Source organism: Affinirhizobium capsici, assembly GCF_977018625.1.
The window spans coordinates 378,916-403,331 of record NZ_CDRNXD010000002.1 but is presented as its reverse complement, the minus strand read 5'-3'; the positions used below and the strand labels follow the sequence as shown (position 1 = coordinate 403,331).

The window sequence follows — 24,416 nt, the reverse complement described above, 5'->3', positions numbered from 1 at the left end:
AAATGCCTAGCCAGCCCAAACGCCCGGGGATCGCGCCAGATGTTCTATTTCATCGCGGATGAACGGGTCGGTGCCATATCGCACAATTTGCTAACGCTTTTCTGCCCTTCGCCCGTTCCTCAATCTATGACGAAGAAGAAACCAACACTAACAGCCACCGATTTAGGATTATCGACGTTGAGTGAAATGGCGCGGTGGCCCGTTATCGAGCCTTCCGCATGATATTTTCAATAACGCGAGACGTAGCCAAGCACCATTTTCTGCTCACAATCCGGAGCAAGAGCGATATTGATCTGACCGCGAAGTGTCGCGCCTCCGCAACTTACGCTGAAGCCGGTTGCAAGCGGACGACCGGGATTTGCCTCCAAGACACCGATAGCATCAGCAATCTGCATTTCCACTGAGAAACGTAGGCTTCTCGTCAGCTGTGTTACATTGGGCAGCGACAAACGTTGACGTAACATAGTCAAGAACGCTTCATTGAAGAAGCGAAGCCGCTTATCCTGGGTTAATGCTACCGTCGGGATTGGCGAGGCTTGAACAAGGGCATTCAGGCGATCTGCCGATGCGACAGTTTCCGCATAAGCCAGGCGCGACATGGACCATTTGACCGCGAGAACTCTCAACCACGAGGCAAGATTGCCATTGGCAGGCAGCTGCCCAGCAGCAAGCTCAATCACTTCGGCCAGGGTCAAGCCTGTCTCAGCCGAGAGCCGCGCAAGGGCATCCCAATAAATCCCTTCCAGCCTGATGCCTCTGCGCTCACCAGCCTTGGACGATACCGCACGGAAACGGGGCTCTGCGTCCATATCGGCAATGATGGGGAATACTTGCCCGTCACCACCTCCTTGCACCTCCCCCTGCCGCACGATTTGAACCATTTCAGCGCTCCGTCAATGCAACAGAACGAGCTTTATTGATGGGCTTCATCATATAGCTGAGAATTGTTTTCCGGCCCGTCATGATTTCAACCGAGGCGATCATACCAGGAATGATCGGGTAGCTACGCCCATTGCGCTCAAGCGCCGATTTATCGGTTTTCACCTGCACGAGATAAAAGGTTTCGCCCTTTTCCTTTTCGATGATGCTGTCCGCCGAGACATTGGTCACCTCACCCACCAACCCGCCGAATATAGAGAAATCATAGGCCGTGACTTTGACAACTGCGGGCTGTCCGCGGCGCACGAAAGCCACATCGCGCGGAGAAATTTTCGCCTCAATGAGCAAGGTATCGGCAGTCGGCACGATGCCTGCGACGACTTTACCTGGATCTACATAGGCACCAAGCGTATTGACCTCGAGTGTATTGACGATGCCATCCACCGGTGAGCGAATGTCGGTACGCTTCACGCGGTCAGAGGCACCACGAATGGTTTCATCCATCACCGAAAGCTCGGCCAGAGTTTGAGCCTTTTCGGTCAACGCCTGCTGGCGCAGTTCCAGCGCAAGCGAATTCATCTGTAGCTTTGATTCTTCAATAGCGCCTTTCAGACGACCAAGACTTTCCTCATAAACAGTGCGCTGACCCTTCTGATCTGTCAGCTCACGTTCCGTCTTGATGACTTCTGTCTGTGCGACAAGGCCCTTCTTGGCCAACGGGCTGATGAGATCGAATTGGCGTGTGGCCCCGGTAATGTTCTGATCCAGCCGCTTGATGTTGGCCTCGGCCTCGGTCATTTCGTTCTGCCGCTGGCGCAATCTCTCCTGCAGCACATTCAGCTTGTTCTGATAGCTTGCCTTGTTGGCGGCGAACAGACGTTCTTCGTTATCGCAAACTGCTTTAGCGACCGCTGCAACATCGGCAGGACAGATGAAGGCCTCATCATAGCGGCCATTCTCTTCAAGTTCCAATCGCGCGACCTTTGCACCGAGCGCACGCGCCTTTGCCACCGCCTCACCCAACGAGGATTCTGTTGTTGTATTATTCAATTGTACGATGAGATCGCCTTTATGCACGATCTGTCCGACCTGAACAGCAATCTGCTGGACAACTCCAGCCTCTGACGACTGAACGATCTGCGTCTTGGAAACGGGAATGACTTTTCCCTCACCGCGCGCGATCTCATCGATTTCAGCAATCGCCGCCCAAGCCACAAAGGTGATGATCAGCGCAGACAGCACCGCCACAATCATTCGCGCAAGGAATGGAGGTGCATCATGGGAACGACTGCTCATTGCCGCTGCCCCTTTCTCTGCATTGCCTCCATAACAGCAGCTTTTGGCCCATCTGCCACAACCTTGCCCTTGTCAATCACGACAATTCGGTCCACCAGGTCCAGCATGCTGAAGCGGTGAGTTGCGATCAGAAGGGTCGTGTTGCGGTCAAAGGCCGTGGATAGCCGCTGGATCAGATGTCTCTCGCTCGCAAGATCCATGGCTCCGGATGGCTCATCGAGGAAAACGATTTTGGGTTTTGCCAGCAGCAACCGCGCTATCGTAAGCGCCTGCTTCTGACCACTAGACAGATGATTGCCGCGCTCGCCAACCGGCATATCAAAGCCGCGTGGATGGCTGGAAACAAACTCCTCCACTCCGGTCATGCGTGCAACCGCGAGAAGTTCTTCATCCGTCGCATCTTGCCGCCCGAAAAGCAGGTTCTCTTTGACCGTGCCGGAGAACAGGTCGGAGGACTGGCCAGCAACCGCAACGGCCGAACGAACCTCAGCCATATGATATTGCCGCATATCCACGCCATCGATGAGGATACGGCCGCCCGTTGGAAGATAAAGCCCATCAAGCAGACGCCCGACGGTTGTTTTCCCAGAACCGATACGGCCGATAATGCCGACGCGCTCCCCTGGTGCGACAGTTAGATTGAATTCCTTGATGACCGGCACATCGGCGCCTGGATAGGCAAAGGAAACATTCTGGAAGGAAAAACTGCCCTGACGGATTTCACGGTTCACAAAGCCAACCGTGTTGGGACGATCTTCCGGCTGTTCCATCACAGCGTTGAGAATACGTAGCGACATGGTTGCTTGACGGAAGCGTGCCAAAGTCATGGCAAGCTGGCCCAGCGGCGCACCTGCGCGTCCCGAAAGCATAACCGTGGCTACAATCGCACCCATGGCGAGCTTACCATCAGCAAATTCGTAGGTGCCAGCAATCACGATCAAGACGCTAACCATCTGCTGCACGAATCCAGTCAGATAGATTGCGTTGGAGGAAATATGCTTGATGTCCTCGCTGGTTCGGCTGGAACCTTTCATCAACTCCTGCCACCGCCGCAACATAGGCGCTTCAGCGCGCAGACTTTTGACGGTTTCGATGGTGGAGATGGTCTCGACAAGCAAAGATTGACGCAGGGAGGCTTCATTGGCCGCCGCGGCCATGCGATGCCCTATCCGTGCCTGAGCATGAAAGCCAATGGCAATTGACAGCAGGAAAGCGATTGATGGAATGACCACCAGCCATCCTGCAATCAGATAAATAACAATGAGGAAGACAAATACGAACAGGGTGTCGATCATCAAGCCAATCGTGTTCGAGGTGAAGAACTCACGCACGAATTCGTACTGCATGACACGATTTGCATATTCACCCGTCGACAAAGGTCGTGACGACAGTGTCGCATTGAGGACCTTGTCGAAGATCATCTGCGAAAGCCGAAGATCGGCCTTTCGTCCAGCGTGGTCGATTAACGCTGAGCGCGCTGCTTTCAGAAGATAATCGAAACTATAGGCAAGCGTGATACCGAGAGCGAGCACCCATAATGTCTCAACCGCTTTGTTGGGTAGCACGCGGTCGTAGACGTTCATGGTGAAAAGCGGAGAAGCGAGCGCAATGAGATTGATGAAAAGCGCTGCCACAACAACGCGGATATAGCTTCGCCAATAAGGCGCCAATGCACGCGTCAGCCAATGGCGACGTTCAACTTCTGCTGCATGCCCTACAAGCGCATCTTCCGAAGCATTCACATAATGCTGGGTGAATGCATAACCCAAGACAGGGCGGCACTTAAACAAGTCCGTAGCTGTTAATTTGTAAGTCTGCGCATTGTTTGGGTCGAGGCTCGCGGTGAACGTTCCAGCCTCATCGCTTTCCAGCAAAATCAAAAAGGTATTGTCTGGAAGACGGAGAATTGCGGGACAGTCGAAATCGCCCTCGCGGCAGGCCCGATCGTCCAATTGAAGCGCCTGAAGGCCGATACGCTCGCAGATCATCTCGACGTCATCAGTTTCCAACGACTCCACAACGTCATCGGGGAGACCGGAAAAGAGAACAGTTTCTGCGGTTGTGCGACCATAGAAAGCTGCAACAGAAGAAAAAGCAGCCTTAAAGGTCCGGCAGACCATGGGGTCTGCCGAGTCCAGTTTTACATTCAGCATATTGCCTTACGCTTTACCCGCTATTCTAGCGGCGCTGTGAGATCCATTGGCAAGCCCGCGCTCTGACGCGAATTCCGCTCTCGATAGCCGGGATCGCCAGCGTTCGACTTCACGGAAAACTCGTTGCGGGCATAAGCCTCAACTTGACGAACCGGCTTGACATTCATTGACTTGAGCAGCGAACCGGAGGCAGCAAGAATTTTATATTCAGCGAACAATGCGGCGAAGCGCGCCGTCTCTGCAAGAATGCTGGTGTTAAATCTTGTGTTCTGAGCATCCAGCACATCGAGCAGAGAGCGCTGGCCAACCTTGAACTGTTCTCCATAAGAGGAGACCAGAGTTGCATTCTGAGCCGATTGCGTCGAAATGATTTTGGCGATTTCACTTCGGCTGGAGCGCTCATTCCAAGCGCTACGAACCGACTCTTCGATTTCCCGCATTGTCTGGTGCGACGAATAACGCTGCTCACTCGCCCGGCGGATCTGTTCTTGCTCACGCGCTTGATCGATACCGCCACGGTAGAGGTTCCAGCGCGCTACAACGCGAACCTGAACGTCGTTCGTGTTGCCAAGGCTCCCATTGATATCGCGGCCAACTCGTGCATTGCCTTCAAGGTCAACCTTGGGTGCATAGCCTGCACGAGCGCCACGCGCCGCCGCATCAGCTGCATCAATGTCAGCAAGGGCCGCATGCATGCCTGGGTTATTAACCTTGGCAATGGAAATCGTCTCATCCAACGACTTTGGAACATATTTGGCCAATGAAGGCGGCAGGCTAGCGTTTTGAATAGGTTCACCAACCGTCTTCAAGAACCGGATTTTGGTCGCTTCCAGTTCTTGCTGCGCCTCGCGCAACCGCGCCTTGGCAGCTTCAAGTCGTTCGCGACCTTGAACGCGATCAACATCCGTTAAAGCACCACCCTTGATGCCTTCATTAATATCGCCAATGATTCGATTATGGAAATCGACGTTCTGTTTAGCGATGCCCACAATTTTCGATTGCAGGATATATTCAAGATAGTCCTGAGTCGCCTGCAACGCCAATGTTTCAGATCGCTCCAAGACGCGGAAGGACGCGCTATCGACACGCGAGGACTGCTGTTCAACTTGCGAGCGGATGGCGCCGCCATCATAAAGACGCTGGGTGATTGTCAGTCCCACATCCGCGGGCACATAGGTTTCGTCGTTCCTGGTCAAGGTTCCGGTGGAAGCATTGGAAAGACGACGATTGCCGTAGCCAGCTTCAAGATCCACAGACGGCAAATAAAGTCCGCGGGCTTGCCGCAATTCAAACTCCACCGCTTCGCGATTCTTGGACGCTTCCAGAATTTGCGGATTGGTTTGAAGAGTTTTTGCAACAGCCTCTTGCAACGACATAGCTGATGCGGGCGTCTGCATAACCGCGCCCACTGCAACAGATGCCGCCAGAAGGGCCATAAGCCCGCTACGCTTCAAAAACATGTCCACCCCTCTTAGGCCCCTAAAGTTGCAACTGAATACACTTACCCAAGCGGCTTAAACAAGCTTAATCTTAGTGCGATCAACACTAGATTAACAATAACCGAAACAGGATACCTAGTTATATTCACGAGCAACTATACAATTTGTGACGAAATATCGGATTTCTTATACTAGATGAGATTTTACTCATTAATATCACGTCGAAAACCGAAATCACCCGTTCGAGTCACCCTCTTCAAACGACGGCCTACCAATAGCTGAAACGTAGTATTGAACCAATCAACGGTCATTGAGAATTCACTTACAGTTAACTGCGGTTTCACCCATTCTGACCAGCGGAGATTGACCATGTTCTGTCAGATTTGCCGTATCGATCACGCTGTCACGAATGTTAATCGCAAGGTCAACAAAATGCGGAACTGAACACACCCCAAGCGATAACGTCCGCTATCAATGGGTTCCTCACCTGTTTTTGCGAGAGCCAATACCGTAAATTGCAATCTTTTTTGGAGAACAGCATGACTGAGGACGAACTCCCTGCCACGACGGATCGAAAACGCGGATCGGGGGTGAGGATCGTATATGAAGCGCTTCGCGACGAAATTCTTGATCTTCGGCTGCCACCTGGCAGCGCGGTCGATGAAGTACAACTGGCAAATCGTTTTGGAATGTCACGGACACCAATTCGTGAGGCGCTTGTGCGCCTGGAAAGCGAAGGCCTGATCGAAACGCTTCCTAATAGATCGACCATTGTCTCAAACATCGACTTCCTGAACATGCCCGCGTATTTCGACGCGTTGGTTCTGTTGTATCGCGTCACGATGAGACTTGCGGCGCAAAACGCCAAGCCAGCTGACATAGCCAATATTCGCCAAGCGCAGGCTGCTTTTTCCGAGGCCGTGGAGCAGCAGGATGCACTGCACATGATCGCCACGAATGTCGATTTCCATCTCGCGATAGCCCGGGCGGGTGGAAACTCATATTATGTTTCGTTTTTCCAGCGCTTGCTGAATGAGGGACGAAGGCTTCTGCGGCTGTACTACCAATCCTATGAGGACAGACTTCCACGCCGCTTTGTGAACGAACACGAAGAGATGATCGCTGCGTTGGCGCGCGGAAATTGCGAGGAGTGCGACCATCTAGGACGAGTGCATGCAGAGCAGGTTGTCGAGCAGATCGGGCGTTGGCTTAGCAACTATCAACGCAATTCCATATCCCTTTAATTTGTATTTTTTTTGTCGACAAGAGTTTGCGGTTCTGTATTCTACCGATTGAAGAGGCTGCTTGCTCCAGCCCAAAACGGGATACATTGATATGAAAACGGATATCTTCTCGGGCGTAGTTCCAGCCCTGATGACGCCATGCACACCGGATCGCAAACCGGATTTCGACGCTTTGGTCAGAAAGGCTCAATCGCTAATAGAAGCCGGAATGTCAGCAGTCGTCTACTGTGGCTCCATGGGGGATTGGCCCCTCCTCACAGATGCTCAACGCATGGAAGGTATAGCGCGTCTAACGGAGGCCGGCATCCCAGTCATTGTTGGAACAGGCGCAGTCAACACAGCAAGCGCAGTCGCTCATGCAGACCATGCTCAAAAGGTAGGGGCGAAAGGGCTGATGGTTATCCCGCGCGTCCTTTCCAGAGGAACGGTGCTCGCAGCGCAAAAAGCACACTTCAAGGCTATTCTCTCAGCAGCGCCAGAGCTTCCAGCCGTCATCTATAACAGCCCCTATTATGGCTTTGCCACGAGAGCTGACCTGTTCTTCGCGCTCCGCTCCGAACATCCGAATCTGGTTGGTTTCAAGGAATTTGGCGGCCTCGCCGATCTTCGCTATGCCGCGGAAAATATTACCAGTCGAGATGATGATGTGACGCTTATGATCGGGGTCGATACCGCTGTTGTCCACGGCTACGTCACTTGTGGCGCAAGCGGTGCAATAACTGGCATCGGCAATGTACTTCCCAAAGAGATTCTGCACCTATGCAGCCTTTCAGAAGCTGCAGCCAAGGGCGATGCGGATGCGCGCATGCGAGCTCATGAACTTGAGCAGGCTCTGGCAGTACTCTCCTCATTTGATGAAGGCCCGGACCTCGTTCTCTACTTCAAACACATGCTCGTCCTCAAAGGTGAAGAAGAATATGCGCTGCACTTCAACTCAACGGACGAGCTAACCGAAAGCCAGCGCGGCTATGTGACCGCTCAGTTCAATTTGTTCAATGCTTGGTATGCGGAATGGAGCCGATTGCCAGGTGCCGTTCAGAGATTTAAAAGGTAATCCAATTTCCGAACTTTAACCTCCTCATCATCCCTCCCACCCTTATTTTGCGGTAGGGATGATCTTTTTCTATACAAAACTATCGCTGGCGGAAAAGTTCGCATAGCCCCTTGCCAGTGAGTTCATTCGTGGGTAAGAACCGCTCCGCACCTCAACGGTGCCGACCAGATTGACCGGAGAGGTGGCTGAGTGGTCGAAAGCACCGCACTCGAAATGCGGCATACGGGCAACCGTATCGTGGGTTCGAATCCCACCCTCTCCGCCAGGTTGTATTCACTCTCCGCCAATTACCTGCAAGAACTTGGATTTCCTCGCAAAACCTCTGCTCGCCAGCGGCCCTTGAGGAGTGAAAATCATGCAGGTATCGCGCCCGGTACACCTTCCGGTACACGTCGAGGTATCGCCCGAGCCGTCGAATCAGACACCATCTGCAAAGCCCAAAAGTAGGGGGCCTGGTCCATACCTCGCCAAATCAGGGTCCGTTTACATCTTCCAGATTAAGATGCCGAAGACGAGCGGCGGCACGCGTGCCATCCCTCCCTTGCGGCTCAGTCTCGGCGCCTGCTCTCACCGGCGCGCGAGGCTCCTGGCCGACCTTCTGGCGGCGAAGGCCAGATTGATGTTCGATGAGATGAGGCACGGCAGAGGCATGCAGGACGACGACGACAGCGAGATGCGGGCACTTGAAACCGTCATCGAGATGAAGGGCGAGCTGAAGGCCTATCTTCGGATGATCGATCGCTCGGATGCACCGATCCCCGTCGCGGAGATGAGAGAAGCCGTGGGCATTCGCGACCTCGTCAGCGTGAACCGCGAGTTGGAAAAGCAAGCTGGAGGCGAGCCGTTCAACGAACTTGTCGTCGGCCACGCGGAGGTACTGAAGCAGTCGGCGATCGCAAAGCTCTCGGCGTCGTCTGCGCTCTCGGATCCTGCCCAGCAACCGATACGAAGCGCAAGCTCCATGTCGATGTCACCTCAAACCGCAGCAAACGTCGAGCCAAGTATCCCGCCCGAAAGCAATCCAGCAAGACCACCAGAAGATCCTCGCGACGCCAATGGGAGACTGATCCCCGCCTTCGAGTTGGACCGCCGGACGGTGTGGCGGCCAAAGTCAGAGAAAAAGCGCCTGAGCGACGTCATTCCGACATATCTGTCTGCCCGGAGAAACTCCGGCGGAGCCAATATCGCCCGCGACCTTTCGACAGCAGAAAGCCGGCTCGCTCTCTTCATCGAACTGATCGGCGACCACCCCGTCGATACCTATGTCCCCGCGGACCTTCAGGCCTTCGTCAATTTCATGCAGTACTGGCCGGGGGACAACAACCAACGCGATCCGGATATGACGCCCTGGCAGGTCATCGAGAACAACAAGGATCTTCATCTGAAACCACTGGCCGAGAAAACGCTCCAGGAAGGCTATCTGGCCGTCATCAAGGCAGCGATCCGCTCCGAGATTACTTCCGGCGGTTTCACCGATCCTTTCGCCGGGGCAAAGATCAGAATTCCGAAGACGGCGGCCAGCCCGCGCAAGGCAACACCCATCGGAACTTCGAAAATGAATACCCTGTTCCGAACGGGTATTGAGTCCGGGCTGATGGAGGACATCATGCTGCCTCTCCTTGGCCATCTCACCTCTCGACGTCTGGGTCTACTGATCCATCTGCGCGGAAATGACATTCGCGAACAGTTCCCGGAGGTTTGGGTGGGGCAAGTGACGCGTCTTTCGCAGATCAATGGCGTCTGGACCACCGTCCCGGTCAAGACACAAGATAGCGAACGCTACTTCGTTTTGCACGACTTCCTGAAGGAAATCGGGTTCGTCGACTGGGCGAGCCGCCAGGGTTCGAACTTTCTGTTTCCCAACATCATGAAGCTTGTGGACCCGAGCAAGAGCGGCTCCTCCTATATGCAGCGGCTGTTCAAGAAAGCAGGGATCAAGCCAAAGGCTGGCGAGGAGACCGTCGGCCGTCGCGAGGTCTTCCACTCGCTTCGCGGCGGTAACATCCAGGACATGCGCGACTCGGGCGTCGATCCGCGCGAACGCCGCGTGCAGGCGGGCCACAGTGCGGGAAGCGACGAGCACGACCTCTATGGCTTCGACGTTGCGACGGAAAAGGAAGCGCGCAAGCTGAAAGTCCTGCCTCTCGATTCCGAGATCGACTATTCGATCTTTCGTGATCTGGATTTCGATGCGATCGCCAAGCGCAAGCGGGTGGCGGGACCGCCGAAGCGGAAATGATTTCCTGCGATCCGCATCGTAAAGATAGAGTGTCGGAGCGCGAAGTCGGACCCTCACCTGGGTGAACTGCGCCGCTGCGTGCTCAAAATGTTCAAGAAAAGCGATTCAGTTGCAAACGGCGTTTCACGAAGTAACGGGGGACGAAGTCCCTGATGATAACGCCGTTTGCAAAAAGTTGGTGATCAAGCAGATCAGATGGCGAGAAGTCGTCAGCCCCGCAGGTGACGCTTACTCCGGAAGGGCTGGTCATCGCGAGCGTAGCGATCAACGAGCTCATCGAAGACCTCATAGGCTGCCCGCTCGTCAAAGCCCTGCTCGGCCAGCAAGGCAGTCACGGCGTCAGCGAGCTGATCAATCCGCTCGGGCCGGCCTTCCTTCAAATAGCCGGTGATCGCCCAGAACAGCATGGCCCGCGCGACGTCGTCGCGGTCCGGGCGCCGCTCGCCCCGATGCCGGTCCCTCAGCCGCTGCTGCCGTTCCCGCTGCTTGGCGTTTCGCTCCTCCTGGGTCTGTCGTGCCATGATGTCCCCCCTGTTTTCGTTGATGGCACTTTCATGGTCAGAGAACCGGCTGCACGGCGCAAGCCGTTTGTCGCCGAAACGGAATCATTGTGTTTTGAATCGGAATTCCGGAGTTTCGAATCGGATGAGCGCAATTTGTTTCGGGTTGCTGGCACTTTGAATGCCGTTGTCAGCAACCGATCCATCACCATGTCGGGCAATCTGGCGACGCCACCGGACGCCGCAGTACCGACCGAACTGATCGCCTGAATCGGATTTCTCGAACTCGGAATCGGTCGCTTCGAGATCGGAAACAGAAGTTTCGGGAATGGAATCACCCGCCCGGAGCTTTGAATCGCGGCTCGATAGCTCTGAATCCAATGACCGCAATTTGTTTCAGGTTGTCGGTAACGCGAGGCACATCGAGTCAAAGTGCGGGCAACTTGATGCCGAGGACAATGACCTTCGCACGGTCTGCCTCCATGCTCGGCACGGCGGCAGATCGTCGGGGTGCTACGCCGAGACGTTGAGGATCGCATCAACCGCCCGGCCATCGAGCGCCTGGGCGTCGAAGAGTGCGCGGACCAGCCGGTCGAAGGCCTGCCGGTTCTCCAGGATCACCTCCGTGGCATGTGCCTGTGCGAACTTCAGCCGCCAATGTACCCGCTCTGCCAGATCGGCGTCGCGACTAAGAATTGCGGTGGGATGCTTGTGCTCGAGATAGAGCAGCGGATGGCGACCCCCGAAGCCGAGCACCTGCTCCATGTCGAGCGCAATGCGAGTTGCGCGTGCAAGGTCGCTCTCTTCGGCGCCGCCGGAGCCTCCAGAGACGGTCTTGAGCACGATCCGTTCCGCCGCGCGGCCAGCCATCAGCATCATCAGCACTCGCTCGTACCAAGCTTCGGTATCCGGTGCGTTGGTCGTAAAGGTCACTGCGTTGTGGCCGCCATCCTTGGTGTCGATCGTCAGACCTAGGATCGAGCCGAGACGCAGAGCGTGATGAACGACCGCATGGCCGGACTCGTGGATCGCCAGACGCCAGCGGACATCATACGGGACTGGCGGCCGGTGACCGCGGATGCCAGCTTCCAGATCGGCATAAGTCAGGAGGCGCTTCTCGCGCCTTGCCTTGAGCCTCGCCTCGCGCACGATCCGTTCAATGTCGGCGCCGGTCAGACCCATGGCCCGCGTCGCAAGGCGCCGGAGGGTCTCAGCAGCCGGGCTGTCACCGGTGATTGCCTCCGGCCTTCCGCCGTCGGGCTTGTCGCCATCCTCCAGGATGACCTCGATCTCGTCCGTCGAGCCGCCAATTTTGGTGTTGCCCGTCATGGCAGACCTCCCACCTGACCGTTCGGCGCGGTCACGGCATCAAGGTCGCTGCCCAGATGATGAGCGAGAATGCCGGCGATTGTGGGAATGTCGGGCCGCGGGATCTCGATGTGCGTTTCCAGCCGCCCCGAGCGGCGGATCGCCTCGTCGATTTGGTCCGGCCGGTTCGTGGCGCCGACAACAATAACGCCATCGGTCTTGATGGCGCCATCGAGCAGCTCGAGCAGTTTGTTGACGCACGCATTCCAATAGTCTGCGTAGGGTCGCGACGCCGAGGCACGCTGACCAATTCCATCGATCTCGTCGATGAACAGGATGCACGGCGCCTGCGTTCTCGCCTCAGCAAAAGTGTTTGCCATGCGGTCCAGCACATCATGCAGATACTCGCCCTGCAGCCAGGTCGAGACGGATGTGACGACGAGCGGAATCTGTAGCGTGTTGCAAAGCGCCCGTGCGAAGGTCGTCTTGCCGGTCCCCGGCGGTCCAGAGAGGAGTAGCTTCGTGCTCATGTCCGACCACGGCAGCTCACCCCCGAGATAATCCGCAAGATCCGCCTTCAGGTTGAGTGCCCATTCTTTGGCGGCACCATAGCCCGTCAGCGTCTCGACACGCAGCGCGGTCGGCGCCGATACACCATCATCGGGTTCCGGCTGAATTACTTCTGCGCCCGTTGGCTTCTGTCGGGACCTATCCTTGCGCTTGTCCTTTGACGACGATGCGCGACCGTCCGACCCGTTGCCATCCCCGGAGTTCTCTCCTCTGCGCTCGCTTGGGCTCTGTGTGATCAGCCGCCGCGAGGTACCCGCGTTTTTGTCAGCGTTTCCGTCTTCCTTGTCCTCGCGGTTCAGCGCCGCCAGTCCGACGAGCGCATCGAGGCTCGACAGGATCGGACGGCCGGGCCTGATTGCGATGGCGAGATCGTCGAGCGTGAGCGCGCCGGCATCGAGTTTCGCGATACTGCTGTCATGGCGGATGACCGCTTCGCTGCCGTAGACAGCTTCCAGCAGGTCGGCGATCAACAGCCGATCGATCCCGGCGCCCGTCAGTCTAATGTCGCAGGTCAGATCGACCTGATCGGGAACGCCATTGTGTGTCTCGGAGACCGCGAGAACCGGCGTGCCGTCCGCCAAGGCCCGCAGCAATTGCCCACGCAGTGCGGCCCGACTCGGGCGATTGGTCTCACCTGCCGGGACCTGCAGGAACACGCGCCGAGTCTCGGCGTCTACCCAACGCCAGAGATCGTCGTTGAAGGCAAAGTCCGCCGCCACGCCGTTATAAGGACCGAACGGTACGATATCGGTGTTTTCGATGAGCTGCGGCAATGCCCTCTCGAAGCCGTCGGCGAGGACCGCCACGGAGAAGACGGGGGCGGGCTGGCGCAGGACCCCGCCCAGATCGCGCAGCGAGATACCTGACTGTTCCATGGCCGCAGCAAGCAGCAGCAGCGTGGCCATGGGTTTGATGCTCGGCTTGTAACCGGCGTCGGCAACCACACGGACCGCGTAGGCAAGTGTGGCCTGCGCCGTGCCATCTTCATTCGCAAAACGCCGCGCGAGATGCGCCGGCCACACTGGTACGGCCGGAGCGAGAACAGGTCGGCCATGCTCGTCCTGCGGTGCATCGATCAGAAAGCCTGCGAGATGATCCCGCACCCACTGGCGGTCCCGCTCCCCATCACCGGTCAGATGGGAGGGATCAAAGGCGGGGCTAAAGCGGCCGACAACGTGACCATCAACGATGGCAGTACTCATCGTCAGCAGGCCGCTGCGGACCGCGAGACGCCGGATAGCCCGGCACTCGACATGGGCCAGGCGGCGCATCAGGAAAGAAGACAGACGATCCATCATCGGTCCTCCTTCATGGCTGGGTGAATGGAAACAATTTCCGTTTGCACGTTTTGATCAGCGGCAGCGCGATGACCAGCGCCGGCCCTCCTCTTGAGGCAGTCGAGAACCAACCGGCAAGCGGGATCGCCTGTGCGTGCATGGTGGCGGAGCCGGTCGAGCACAACTGAGGGAATGGCACGTGTGTCCCCCGGACCTTGCCGGGCAAACGCAAGCACCAGGCCGATAATCAGAGCCGGGTCGTCTTGCGGAGACGGAGCCAGAGGTTGCTGATTAGTCTTGGAAGCTCTCGCGCTGGTCCGTTTGGGACGGGGTAACGTCGATGGTGCTTGGGTGGACATGATGTCTGCGGACATGCAGGGTCTCCTCGCCGTCCGACTTCAGCGGACGGCGTTTTCAGATCATGATGGAAACGGAAAAGGCTGCCGCGGCGTCACGCGCCGCAGCTATGGCCTTATCTCAGCGAAGGTGGGGTCGCCTCAGGCGTCGAGCAGACGCCGGGCAAAGCCAATGCGGATATGCTCGGGCGGCCAGGAGACTGGGGCATCTGCCAGTGCCTCCGGATCCTCGCGGCCGTCGTCATCATCATCGAAGCTCGGGTCTTCGCAGGAGCCACAGCGGCATCCGGGCCCGTGATCCCTGGTGTCGTTCGTAGCATCCTCGCACATCATCACGCGCGGGATTGCCTGCAGCACACCGAACCTACGCACCGGGAGCGCCCCTGTGGAGGCAGCAGCGGCGAGCGGTGGGGCCGCCGTCACCGTCGGCGTCTCCGGGAGACCGAGCGCCCGACGGGCCTCGACCTCAAGAAGCTGCTGCACACGCTTTCCGAAGCGCAGACGCAGTTCCGCCATGCAGGCAGCGGCACCATCGATCTCGAGAAGAGCGTCAATTTCGGAGAGCGCCCAGACACCCGCCGCATGATCGCTCGGACGGCTAGCGCCATCGATGATCGCAACACCGACCGTCTCGACCATCATCCGCTTCTGCGTCTTGTAGAGCCAGTCCGGCAGCACCATGGCCGACGCCAGCATCTTGAGCTTCAGCTCTTCAAGCCGGCTAGTGTCGCCATAGGAGGCGAGCGACCGTTTCAGATCCAGCACGAAGGCGGCGTGCTTAGTGCGGTTTACGACGATGAGGTCCGGCGTGTAGCTGCCCTTCGCTGGTGCTTCGCAGTCAAGACGGACGCCCTCAAGCTGGCGCCAGTCATTCCCGGCCACCGCCTCGATCGCTGCCTTCACCAACGGCAGTTTGATCGACTGCATCAGCACGACCAGATCTGGATTGGCCTTGGCCAGCCGCTCGACGGCCTGCTCCAGAAGCTTGCCTTCACGGAAACTCACTGCCCTGACCAGTGAGGCGACGTTGACATAGTGGCCGAGGATCTCGTCCTCGACCGGCTCGCCGTCAGCGATCGCGACGATGGCCTTGTCGATCAGGAGGTCGAAGTCGGCCTCGACTTGCGTGTAGCGCACCAGATTCGGGTGGCGGCGCAACACTGGCGGTTCAGCCTGAACAGCAAAGCGCTCCCCGAAGTGGCGGCGCGACGTCGAGCCGGCGAGCGAAGAGATGGTGGAGGATGCCGCAGAAGCGACGTGGAGAACTTCCCCGGCAGGGGATGAAACGTGTAGGTTGGTCAAAGCCCGATTCCTTTCAACAGAAGGCTGAGGGTCAGGCCCTTGTCGGTGTTGGTAGCACCGGCTTGGGCCGCTTGCTCAATCGCGTGGAGCCACTGATACCTGACAGGACCCGGACCGGATCTCAAGGATCCGATTGGCTAAAAGAGAACAGATCCTGAACACGGTTAACGGCGAGCTCACGGGGCCGAATCCAGAAGCTGGAATCGGAAAAGGGGCTAGAAAGCCCCTTCTCATCTCGTAGCAATCAGTTCGTGACCAGTTCCAGCTTGTGCCGGCCCGATCCTCTTCGTGGGCCGCGGGTCGCGGAAAGCAGGGCAGCAACCGGGTTGCTAACGTCTGCTTCCATTTCGGCCTGAACATCGGAAAGCGCTTCGGCTTCGAACATCTCGGCAGCCTCGCTTTCCTCATCGAGGTCGTCATCATCGTCAATTTCGATCTCAGATTCGCCGGAGGATGTCGCTACGATCGTGACCCGCGGCGACGACGGCTCTTCTGGCAGTGGCCACGCCGGCGACTTCTCTTTCGACGTCGCCCAGATGAGCATTGGGATCACGGCCGTCTCCAGCCATGTTTCCAGGCTATCGACTTTCGCCCAGTTCGTGCTGTCACGAAGCCTCCACAGCAGCGCCTCGACCTTTTTCCAGCGAGACGCCGATGGCAGACCGACCTTCATTGTCGATTTGCCGTCCCCTTGCGGACCGACGCCGGTGCCAAGGCTGCTGAGCAGCTCATAGGCGTGGTAGGCATGAACCTCAGCCTTCGGTGCAATCCGGCTTTTCTTGATCCTCTTGCCAGTCTTCTCCGCTTCCGCCAGAGCACCGGAGAAGATCTTCAGAAGATTCACGAGATTGCGCAGGAGAGCCGTTCGGCTGTCTCGCGTCCGTGCTTCGACCATGGCTTTCAGGCCATGGACACCACCGAGATCAATGACGTCGACCTCGGTCTCGCCCTCGCCTGATAGTTCGTCGCCCGCCAGTATTGCCTTCACGTCAGCAACCTGGATCCGACCTTGATCTTCAGCGAACGCGAACGCCGCTTCGATCTTTTCCGCCGGCGCCGAGATCAACTGGATCAGGACCGTTGGCCCGACTGCCAGTTCAACCGCTCGGTCCCGGTAGCCACAGAGATTGCGGTGGACGCCGCGCCAGTTGCGTGCCGTCCGCGCAGTAATATTGCACCGCGCCTCGACCCACTTTCCGAACGTCCCGTCCGGAATATGAGCGCTCGCCTCTTCGAGCAAGGCGCCGAGCTGGAAAATGTGATCCGTCTCTTTGCGCCCGAGATCGGTCAGCGACTTCGCCTTCGCCTCGAGTTCCGCCGAGATCTCCGGGGAGATTTCGTGCGCGGAGTAGTCGAAGCCCATGCGCGCTGACGACGCCAGCGCGTTCTTCATCTTCTTCATGTCAAACATCCCTGTTTTCACAGTACTCAACACAGCCACACAATGCGACTGATGATCACATTATAGCATACACTGGCTAATATCTCAATGATTACAATAGGTTGCGCCGTTTCAGACATCCTATATTGTCTGTTTTTACTTCAATAAATACATGCACTACTGCGGAATCCATCATATTTCGTCGAGAAATGACGGCAAAAACAATTTTTTACTTCAATAGCAACCTTTGGTGGTATTCTCAGCGCTGCGGCCCAGCAAACAAATCTGACACCATCATCAAGACAGCCGTGGCTCGCAAGGGCGCAGACGATATGCTGACCGAGGTACAGGCGGCACATATCCGCCCTGTGGCCGATCCAGGCCGAACAGCGTTCGGAACGGCCGCGCGTTGACCGGCACCGCACATTGGATGTTCGATCACGGTCTGATTTCAGTCGATGATGATTACAGCCTGCTGATCGTAAATTGCGGCGTGCCCGATACGATCACGCGGCTTATCAATCCGAGGCGACGTCTGCTTGTGCCGCCACGCCCGGACGATCGACCGCATTCCCAATTCCTGCAATATCACCGCGAGAAGGTGTTGAAGGGGTGACGAGGCGGAAATTATTTCCGCCCGAGAAGCCGGCCCTCATTCCTCGCCGAAGAAGTCCTCGTCCAGCCGCTTGAACTGGACCGTTCGATAGCTGCGGACGCCGACGCCGTGCTCGATCATCAAGTCGGCCAGTTCCTGCCCATCGATGAGGATGACCCGCTGGGACAGGTGCCTGACGTAGTCTCGAGCTGGCTGGCTGAAGGTGGAGGTGGTGACGAAAACGCCCTTGGTGGCCCCGAGGCCGACGAGGCTACCGACGAAGCCGTTGACATCCGGACGGCCGACGGGATTGCCAGGCGCGTAGCGCTTGGCCTGGACATAGATGCGGTCAAGGCCGAGACGATCTTCGTTGACGATGCCATCTACACCGCCGTCACCGGAGCGGCCGAGCTGTGCCGCGGCATCCTTGTGGCTGCCGCCATAGCCCATGGCAACGAGAAGATCGACGATAAGCTGTTCGAAGAAGGCGGAACTGTTGGAGAGGATGCGCTGAAGCAATTCATCGCGCAGGGCTGCCTGAATAGACTCGTGAGCGGCATCAATCTGCTCTTCCGGCGTCGTCCTAGCAGAGGCGTCTTGGACGGTTTTAACAGGAACGCCGTTGTCTTCTGCGGCCGCGCCTTCGTTCCTGTAGAATTCGCGGAACTCAGGCTCCTGCATCAGAAGAGCCACTTCGATGCGTTCCGGGGAAGTCGCCAGCAGCGCCTTGCCCTTGTCGGTCGCAACAAAGCGACCGCGTGCGGGCGAGGCAATCAGCCCGGCCTTGCTCATATAGAATTTGGCCCAGTGGATGCGATTGTGTAGCAAGCGCTGGCGACCGCTCGGCAGGAGTTGTTCACGCTCCGCTTCCGTGAGCCGCAGGTCATCGGCAATGCGTTCTGCCACCTCGGCCACCCGCATCTCTCCCTCAGCGGCGAAGCTTAGCACTGGGAGCATCAAAGACTGATAATCGGGTATCAAGCTTCGGCCTCTACAATAATTGGTGGCGGATAATTTTCAGAGAGGGCGTTCAGGAAGTTGAGCGTTCTGGCGCCAGCGTTTGGATCCAAGAGTTCCCTTTCAACCAATTCCAAGAACTGCTTCTTCAAAATACTGACTGCGATCAGTGTTTCATCTTCGCACTCGTCTCTATAGCTACGCACCGCAGCCAGTGCCCCCTGCAGCGTGGTAACCTCTCCTCCCCGCTTCTTGGCATGTTTTACGAGTCGTTCAAGCCATATCTGGTACTGAGCATCGAGCACATTTGCCCTGAGACGCGCATCGAGATTGAAAACTCTTCTCCAATTCTGCGCCTTATTGACGGGGAAAATACTAATGCTCCAAGACGGGCCTCCGCCTTCAGCGCTCAACAAGGAACTCCCTTCGAGAGAAATTGATACGGACTCGTCACCATATGGATCGAGGCAATCCACCCTCTGATTATCTTCATCATACAGCACGTCCATCGCACCCTTGTATGTGCGATTACACGACGTCCCCATGACCGTCAGGTTGCGGAGATTCGCGCCTGCAAACGGATAAATTGACACCGGGAGATAGTGATCCCAGTCCGGATCAGCTAAGTCCTCGTCAGGCGCGTCAACCAGTTCTAATCCGCAAAATGGACAGCAGCCGTTCCCAAGCGAAGGATAAACTTGCTGATGGTAGCTGCTGCGAATTGCCTGAGTGGAGCCGGGCGTCCTGAGCGCTGAAAGCCGCCGAAAGGCGTATTTAAACAGCTCCTTGCCTGCTTCATGCACATTTTCGCTGACGCCTTTTACAGTTGAGCACCGGACGCCTGACGAAAACACGGCTGGCAGGTTGTTTTGGTCGATCATTGCCTCAATGACCATTTCCCTTTCCACGTTCGTCAGAGGCCGGCAGCAAGCGACGAACTTGTCGTACAGCTCGGTAAAGCTGTCCCCACGGCTGAACTCGGGCAGGTAACCTTCTGGCACGCCCTGCTGAAACGTAGGAGGCTCATCGCCCCGCTGGAGAGCTGATATTGCCGTCTGAAGTACGTCAAGGAGGGTAGAACTGATCCAATTGTCAGCGCAAGCGGTCAACGGGTACTTGAAGAACATACTATCGTCTGCCCTTAAGCTCGAACAAACGATCGGCAAGCAATGCCTTCTCTACCGATGACCCTAGCCGAGGCATTTCGCGCTCTATGTCTTCAATGGATCCGGACTGTTTTAGTTTTTGGATCGTATCCTGCGCCAGTTCCGAAATGGGAGGATCCACGTCAAAGCAGTGGCTCAGGATAGTGTCGTAAGTCGCCCCGAACGTCTCAATTTCCGGTTTGCGAGCCGTAAGCTTGTCGTCCACCTTCGAGAATATTCGTACCTGGTCTCGGTGCATGTCTGAGGGCACGAACGGGGCATGGGTGGTTAAAATGAACTCTTGATCTCCCAGACCTTGGACTGGAAGGGACATAATCCGTGTGACCAGCTTCGCGCGCCACTGCGGATTAAAGTGAGATTCAGGCTCATCAAGCAGGAACAAGGTGTTTGCGTCTCGGAACATGGCAACTATGCCAAAAAGCTGTGCCTGTTGGTGCTCACCATCGGAAAGCGATACGTAGTCAACGTCCGACGTCTGCCCGGAAGGCCCAATCTTCGTGAACCGCACTTCCTCGATCTTAAAGACCTTGAGTTCGTCCTGAGGCTCAGGAAGCTTCGAGGCAAACTTCCGGCTCTTTAGGTTCTTCTTCAAGCGCACTCGCGCCGGTTTCGGAATCATCAGATCATTGAGCATCGCTAGCTTGTGAAGCGATCGATAGAGCTCAATTGCGCTGGGCCAAAATGTCTCGAAAGCTTTGTGGCTTTCGTCGTCGACAAAATAATCGAGTGTGTAGAGTTCCTGCTTGATATCGTAGTCCCAGCAGGTTGCGGCGTCGCAAAGTTGGCGCACGTAACGCTCCAACTCATCCGTGAGCTGTATACCCTTTCGCGCAGGGTTCTGTCCCTTAATCTTAGGAGCCTGCGGATGGTTAAATTGGATTACCAGACGGAAAGAGCGCAAGGAGGAGAGATTTGCATGTCTGACCAGCTCGGATTGCACAGTTGCTGGTGCGACCATCAAGTTGGCGATCAGGACCTCAAGGTGAGTTGAATAGTCGAGGAGTACCAAGCGGTTGTCTGGAACGAGGGCGTCAGCCTGTTTCATTGCCGCATTCGCAACCGAGGCCGCATATCCTGAACGACTGATATAAAAAGGGAGACTCAAAGTTTCATTGTCGCCAGATGTATAGGCCACGACCAGCGTAGGAAGGTGTCGACCGAACTCAGGATCAGTATTGTCGTCCAATTGTTCGTATCCGTCCTCCCCCCTAATCTCCATTCGCATCTTGCCGATACGGCCAGACGGGTCCCGCGCTCTGCTGAGTTTTACACGTTTGATACCAGCAGCATCGGGTTCAACCATCACCTCATAGATGATCTCGAAAAGCAGGCTTGGGTTAGCGATCGTGGCTTCTTCTTCCGGCCGATGCTCATGCCATGCGGATTGGAAAATCTCTGAAATGATCTGAAGAAACTGAGATTTTCCAGTTCCGTTTCTGCCAAGAAGGCACATTGGCAGAAAGTCAGCATTTTCACTCTCTCCGCGAGGGCGGAGCAAGTCGATATCCATACCGTCGAGCAGCCCTCCGCAACTGGCGGCCTCGAAGATCTTTACTCGAACGATCTTCATTGCTCGTGCCTTTTTAGCTTCATTATGGACCGTTTTTCGTCAAAAACCTGACGCAACATCGCGTTTTCATCAGAGAGCAAGTTGAACACCGCGTCCTTCAGGTCGTCATAGCTTCCGCTAAACTCGCTCCTCAGGTCCTGGAAGCTGATACCGTCGTGGGGCCAGTTTGGAAGTTTCGCATTCAGGAAATCTCTCGCTGTCAACATCGCGCTCGTCCGCTTCACTACTCTCTTCTTCACTTTCGGGGCCGCCTCGCGCTCGGCGCGGATGCGGGCGAGTAGGTGTTCGGCGGGTTCGTCGTTTTCGTCCTGGGGGACCAGTTCGCCGCGGAAGGCTTTGGCCAGGATCGCCTCGTCCAGCCGGCCCACCAGCTCCAGCGCGCGCTTGGCCTCTTTCGCCAACCGGTCGATCTTGGCGAAGGCGGATTCAATGCGGCGGACGATTTCGTGTTGTTCTTCGAGGGGTGGCAGCTTGAGCTGCAAAGCCTGAAGTTGCTGGCTGTTCACGTTGTTGACGCCGCTCGTTGATTTTGCTGCGTCTTCGATTGTGCGACGAACGGCGAAAGACTGCATCCAGTATTGAATGAAGGAGGGCATAGCCTTGCTCAAGGCGAGCCGCACCCTAATGAGATAGCCCGCGAAAAGCATTCCGGCGGCTGCCGCATCAACGACTGCGGAACGCCCAACGAGATCGAGGCTACCATTCGATCGAATGATAAGCAGATCCCCTTCCAACAGCTCCAACTTCGTGAGTTCTTTTTCATTGAACGAGGCGTGCTTGAGATCCGACAGGTCGATCCGGCCATTGGCTACATTTGGTATGCGCAAAACGGGTGTCAGATCTGGCGCATAGGTGCATTTCTCTGCGGTTCCATACCTAACATCGAGTGCTAGATCCCCAAGGGTACACGAAGCCCAATTGGAGACCTCTGCTGACGTCAACTCCCCGCTGAACGCCCTGCTGAGCACGGCCTGCTTGTAGCGGGAGACGAGGGTTTCGATGCGGGCGAGTTCGGTGCGGGCGCGGGCGGATTTCGCGTTCAGCGCATCCAGCTTGGCCACGATGCGCTTTTGCTCCGCCAGGGGTGGGAGGGGCAGGACAAACTGCCTCACATCTTCAAGGTTTAGACGCGGAACCGCTGTACCGAGTTTGTTGTCCACATAGTGTTTACCTGCCAGCGGACCGACCAAGAAGTATTTCATCCAGTCGCGCTCACAGATCTGCTTATCCGCCCTAATCCTACAGGAGGATTGAGTAATGTTGGCCCCTTCCAGCTCCTCTGGGACGACTGCAACCTTTCCAATGGTACCCACGATGCTGAGTATGAGGTCATCAGCAGCCAACGTTGAGCGCCTGTATCGTTCTGCGATCTCCCGTGAGGTCCTCCTCAACTCACGCTGCACTATCCTGCCCTGCTGAATCTCGGTGGGACGCACATAAGGAACTCCCCGATCGATATCCGGACCCGGCTGCAGAATGCCGTATATAATCGGCGCGTCATTTTGCACCGCATCAGCAAGTGTGAGGCTAGACCACCCCTTCGGCAGCTCGCTCATTCCGCCGCCTCCGGCAGGTCATCGCTGAGCTCCGCCATCAGCGCCTCGATCTCCAGCGTCGCGGCCTGAAGATGGCCCAAAATGGCGGCGGCGATGTCGTCGGGTTCGATGAGGCCTTCTTCGGCCTCTTCCTCTGCCTCGCGCAGCCAGGCGATATCGAGATTGTCGCCACGGGCGGCGATTGCCTCGCGGGTGAACATGCGCCAGCGGCCGGCTTCGCCTTCGTCCGGACCGCGCGCCTTGCCGTATGGATCTTTGCCGAAGGCCTGTTCGAACCCTTCGAAATGCGCTTCCGTCAGTGGCGTCGTCTTGCCGAATTTCGGCATCTGGGCGCGCAGGTCATAGATCCAGACGGATTTGGTGTTGTCGCTCTCGCTCTTGCCGCGCGTCAGGAAGATGACATTGGTCTTCACCCCTTGCGCATAGAAAATGCCGGTCGGCAGGCGCAGGATGGTGTGCAGGTCGCACCAGTCCATCATCATGCGGCGCAGTTCGCGCCCACGCCCGTCTTCGAACAGCACATTGTCCGGCACGACGATCGCCGCGCGGCCACCGGGCTCAAGCGCGCGGATGCAGTGTTCGACAAAGGGAAGCTGGTAGGAGGAGACGTTTGCGGTGACCGAGAGGTCATCGCGGGTCGGCGCGCCGCCTGCCGGGCCAAAGGGCGGGTTCGTCAGGATGAGATTGGCGCGACCGAGCCCCTTGCCCTTGTCGGAGAGCGTGTCACCGAGATCGACATGATCGCCGTCGATATCGTGCAGATAAAGGTTCATCAGCAGCAGGCGTAGCGTGCCCGGCACGTTTTCCATGCCGTGGATAGCGCGGCGCTTCTGGAAGTCCTGTTCCTTTTCGCCGAGATCGAGATAGTCGTCGGTGCGCGCCTTCATGTAGCGATCGGCGGCGATCAGGAAGCCGCCAGTGCCGGCGGCAGGATCCTGGATGACCTCGCCGGGCTGTGGCTGCATGAGGCGCACGAGAAGCTCGATCAGCACGCGGGGGGTGAAATACTGGCCCGCGCCGCGCTTGGTTTCTTCCGCGTTCTTCTGCAACAGGCCTTCATAGAGATCGCCGAACTGGTCACGCTCCTCGGAGAACCAATCGAGCTCGTCGATGGCGGTGACCAGCGTCGTCAGGTTCTGCGGCTCGCGCAGGAAGGTAGAGGCATTGTCGAAGATCTTTTGCACCATGTCAGGCAATGGCCGGGCATCGGCATAGCGCTTGCGCTCTTCCGGGCTGGCACCTTCTCCGGGAGGCGAGAGGAGAACATCGTCTTCGCCAAGCCGTGAGCTGGCGGCACCGAGGGTGACGAGGACCTTGCGGTAATGCTCAAGTTTCGCCAGACCGTTTGCCGCTACCAGATCAGCCCAGCGCATGCCCTTGGGCAGGCTGCCCGTCTCGCGGTTGCGCTCGGCCATCATCTTCAGAAACAGCAGATAGGTCAGCTCGGTGACATATTGCTGATAGGTGATGCCGTCCTTGCGCAGGACCGTGCAGAGGCGCCAGAGTTTCTGGACGATGGCATTGGCATTCATGGCGTGGTTCTTTTCGGATCGAGAATCGTGATTGCGGTTTTA

18 protein-coding genes and 1 tRNA gene are annotated in these 24,416 nt (G+C 57.0%); 6 read left to right on the top strand and 13 right to left on the bottom strand.

What is annotated here, in order from left to right; translation table 11 throughout:
* Positions 1–227: 227 nt before the first annotated feature.
* The 4 genes from AC0JZ1_RS01810 to AC0JZ1_RS01795 are packed head-to-tail and all read right to left on the bottom strand — an operon-like array spanning position 228 to position 5,788.
* A complete protein-coding gene (locus tag AC0JZ1_RS01810) occupies positions 228–881 on the bottom strand; it encodes a ribbon-helix-helix domain-containing protein (RefSeq protein WP_471880732.1) in 654 nt (217 codons plus the stop codon).
* Between the two features lies 1 nt (position 882).
* The gene (locus AC0JZ1_RS01805; RefSeq protein WP_471880731.1) at positions 883–2,175 is read right to left on the bottom strand and encodes an HlyD family type I secretion periplasmic adaptor subunit; all 1,293 of its coding nucleotides are present in this window, start codon (positions 2,173–2,175) and stop codon (positions 883–885) included.
* Complete coding sequence (locus AC0JZ1_RS01800; RefSeq protein ID WP_471880730.1) at positions 2,172–4,328, bottom strand: type I secretion system permease/ATPase; 2,157 nt, start codon at positions 4,326–4,328, stop codon at positions 2,172–2,174. The genes AC0JZ1_RS01805 and AC0JZ1_RS01800 overlap by 4 nt, the downstream gene beginning before the upstream one ends.
* 20 nt (positions 4,329–4,348) lie before the next feature.
* Positions 4,349–5,788, bottom strand: a complete 1,440-nt coding sequence (locus AC0JZ1_RS01795) for a TolC family outer membrane protein (protein WP_471880729.1) — start codon at positions 5,786–5,788, stop codon at positions 4,349–4,351.
* A 518-nt stretch (positions 5,789–6,306) separates the two neighbouring features.
* Here AC0JZ1_RS01795 and AC0JZ1_RS01790 point away from each other — a divergent pair.
* The 5 genes from AC0JZ1_RS01790 to AC0JZ1_RS01770 all read left to right on the top strand — a co-directional run bounded on the left by AC0JZ1_RS01790 (position 6,307) and on the right by AC0JZ1_RS01770 (position 11,074).
* Positions 6,307–7,011: a GntR family transcriptional regulator gene (locus tag AC0JZ1_RS01790; protein WP_471880728.1), complete on the top strand. Its 705-nt coding sequence runs from the start codon at positions 6,307–6,309 to the stop codon at positions 7,009–7,011.
* A 91-nt stretch (positions 7,012–7,102) separates the two neighbouring features.
* Positions 7,103–8,065 (top strand): dihydrodipicolinate synthase family protein, encoded by a 963-nt coding sequence (locus AC0JZ1_RS01785; RefSeq protein WP_471880727.1) that lies wholly within the window; start codon positions 7,103–7,105, stop codon positions 8,063–8,065.
* A 175-nt stretch (positions 8,066–8,240) separates the two neighbouring features.
* A tRNA-Ser gene (locus AC0JZ1_RS01780) sits at positions 8,241–8,330 on the top strand.
* 237 nt (positions 8,331–8,567) lie between these two features.
* Complete coding sequence (locus tag AC0JZ1_RS01775; protein ID WP_471880726.1) at positions 8,568–10,304, top strand: hypothetical protein; 1,737 nt, start codon at positions 8,568–8,570, stop codon at positions 10,302–10,304.
* A 221-nt stretch (positions 10,305–10,525) separates the two neighbouring features.
* Positions 10,526–11,074, top strand: a complete 549-nt coding sequence (locus tag AC0JZ1_RS01770; protein ID WP_471880725.1) for a hypothetical protein — start codon at positions 10,526–10,528, stop codon at positions 11,072–11,074.
* A 243-nt stretch (positions 11,075–11,317) separates the two neighbouring features.
* Here AC0JZ1_RS01770 and AC0JZ1_RS01765 read toward each other — a convergent pair whose 3' ends face one another.
* The 4 genes from AC0JZ1_RS01765 to AC0JZ1_RS01750 all read right to left on the bottom strand — a co-directional run bounded on the left by AC0JZ1_RS01765 (position 11,318) and on the right by AC0JZ1_RS01750 (position 17,019).
* The gene (locus AC0JZ1_RS01765) at positions 11,318–12,133 is read right to left on the bottom strand and encodes an ATP-dependent metallopeptidase FtsH/Yme1/Tma family protein (protein ID WP_471880724.1); all 816 of its coding nucleotides are present in this window, start codon (positions 12,131–12,133) and stop codon (positions 11,318–11,320) included.
* Positions 12,130–13,980 (bottom strand): AAA family ATPase, encoded by a 1,851-nt coding sequence (locus AC0JZ1_RS01760; protein WP_471880723.1) that lies wholly within the window; start codon positions 13,978–13,980, stop codon positions 12,130–12,132. Before AC0JZ1_RS01760 ends, AC0JZ1_RS01765 begins: the two co-directional genes overlap by 4 nt.
* 476 nt (positions 13,981–14,456) lie before the next feature.
* Positions 14,457–15,617 (bottom strand): hypothetical protein, encoded by a 1,161-nt coding sequence (locus AC0JZ1_RS01755; protein WP_471880722.1) that lies wholly within the window; start codon positions 15,615–15,617, stop codon positions 14,457–14,459.
* A gap of 244 nt (positions 15,618–15,861) precedes the next feature.
* Positions 15,862–17,019, bottom strand: a complete 1,158-nt coding sequence (locus tag AC0JZ1_RS01750) for a hypothetical protein (RefSeq protein WP_471880721.1) — start codon at positions 17,017–17,019, stop codon at positions 15,862–15,864.
* A gap of 388 nt (positions 17,020–17,407) precedes the next feature.
* On the opposite strand from AC0JZ1_RS01750, the gene AC0JZ1_RS01745 reads away from it, so the two are divergent.
* Positions 17,408–17,614, top strand: a complete 207-nt coding sequence (locus AC0JZ1_RS01745; RefSeq protein ID WP_471880720.1) for an HNH endonuclease — start codon at positions 17,408–17,410, stop codon at positions 17,612–17,614.
* A gap of 36 nt (positions 17,615–17,650) precedes the next feature.
* Here AC0JZ1_RS01745 and AC0JZ1_RS01740 read toward each other — a convergent pair whose 3' ends face one another.
* Genes AC0JZ1_RS01740 through AC0JZ1_RS01720 form a run of 5 tightly spaced genes read right to left on the bottom strand, consistent with a single transcriptional unit; the run spans position 17,651 to position 24,374 of the window.
* A complete protein-coding gene (locus tag AC0JZ1_RS01740; protein WP_471880719.1) occupies positions 17,651–18,550 on the bottom strand; it encodes a restriction endonuclease in 900 nt (299 codons plus the stop codon).
* A gap of 20 nt (positions 18,551–18,570) precedes the next feature.
* Positions 18,571–19,677: a hypothetical protein gene (locus tag AC0JZ1_RS01735; protein ID WP_471880718.1), complete on the bottom strand. Its 1,107-nt coding sequence runs from the start codon at positions 19,675–19,677 to the stop codon at positions 18,571–18,573.
* A 1-nt stretch (position 19,678) separates the two neighbouring features.
* Complete coding sequence (locus tag AC0JZ1_RS01730) at positions 19,679–21,286, bottom strand: restriction system-associated AAA family ATPase (RefSeq protein WP_471880717.1); 1,608 nt, start codon at positions 21,284–21,286, stop codon at positions 19,679–19,681.
* Positions 21,283–22,842: a restriction endonuclease subunit S gene (locus tag AC0JZ1_RS01725; protein WP_471880716.1), complete on the bottom strand. Its 1,560-nt coding sequence runs from the start codon at positions 22,840–22,842 to the stop codon at positions 21,283–21,285. Before AC0JZ1_RS01725 ends, AC0JZ1_RS01730 begins: the two co-directional genes overlap by 4 nt.
* The gene (locus AC0JZ1_RS01720) at positions 22,839–24,374 is read right to left on the bottom strand and encodes a class I SAM-dependent DNA methyltransferase (protein WP_471880715.1); all 1,536 of its coding nucleotides are present in this window, start codon (positions 24,372–24,374) and stop codon (positions 22,839–22,841) included. Before AC0JZ1_RS01720 ends, AC0JZ1_RS01725 begins: the two co-directional genes overlap by 4 nt.
* Positions 24,375–24,416: the final 42 nt, after the last annotated feature.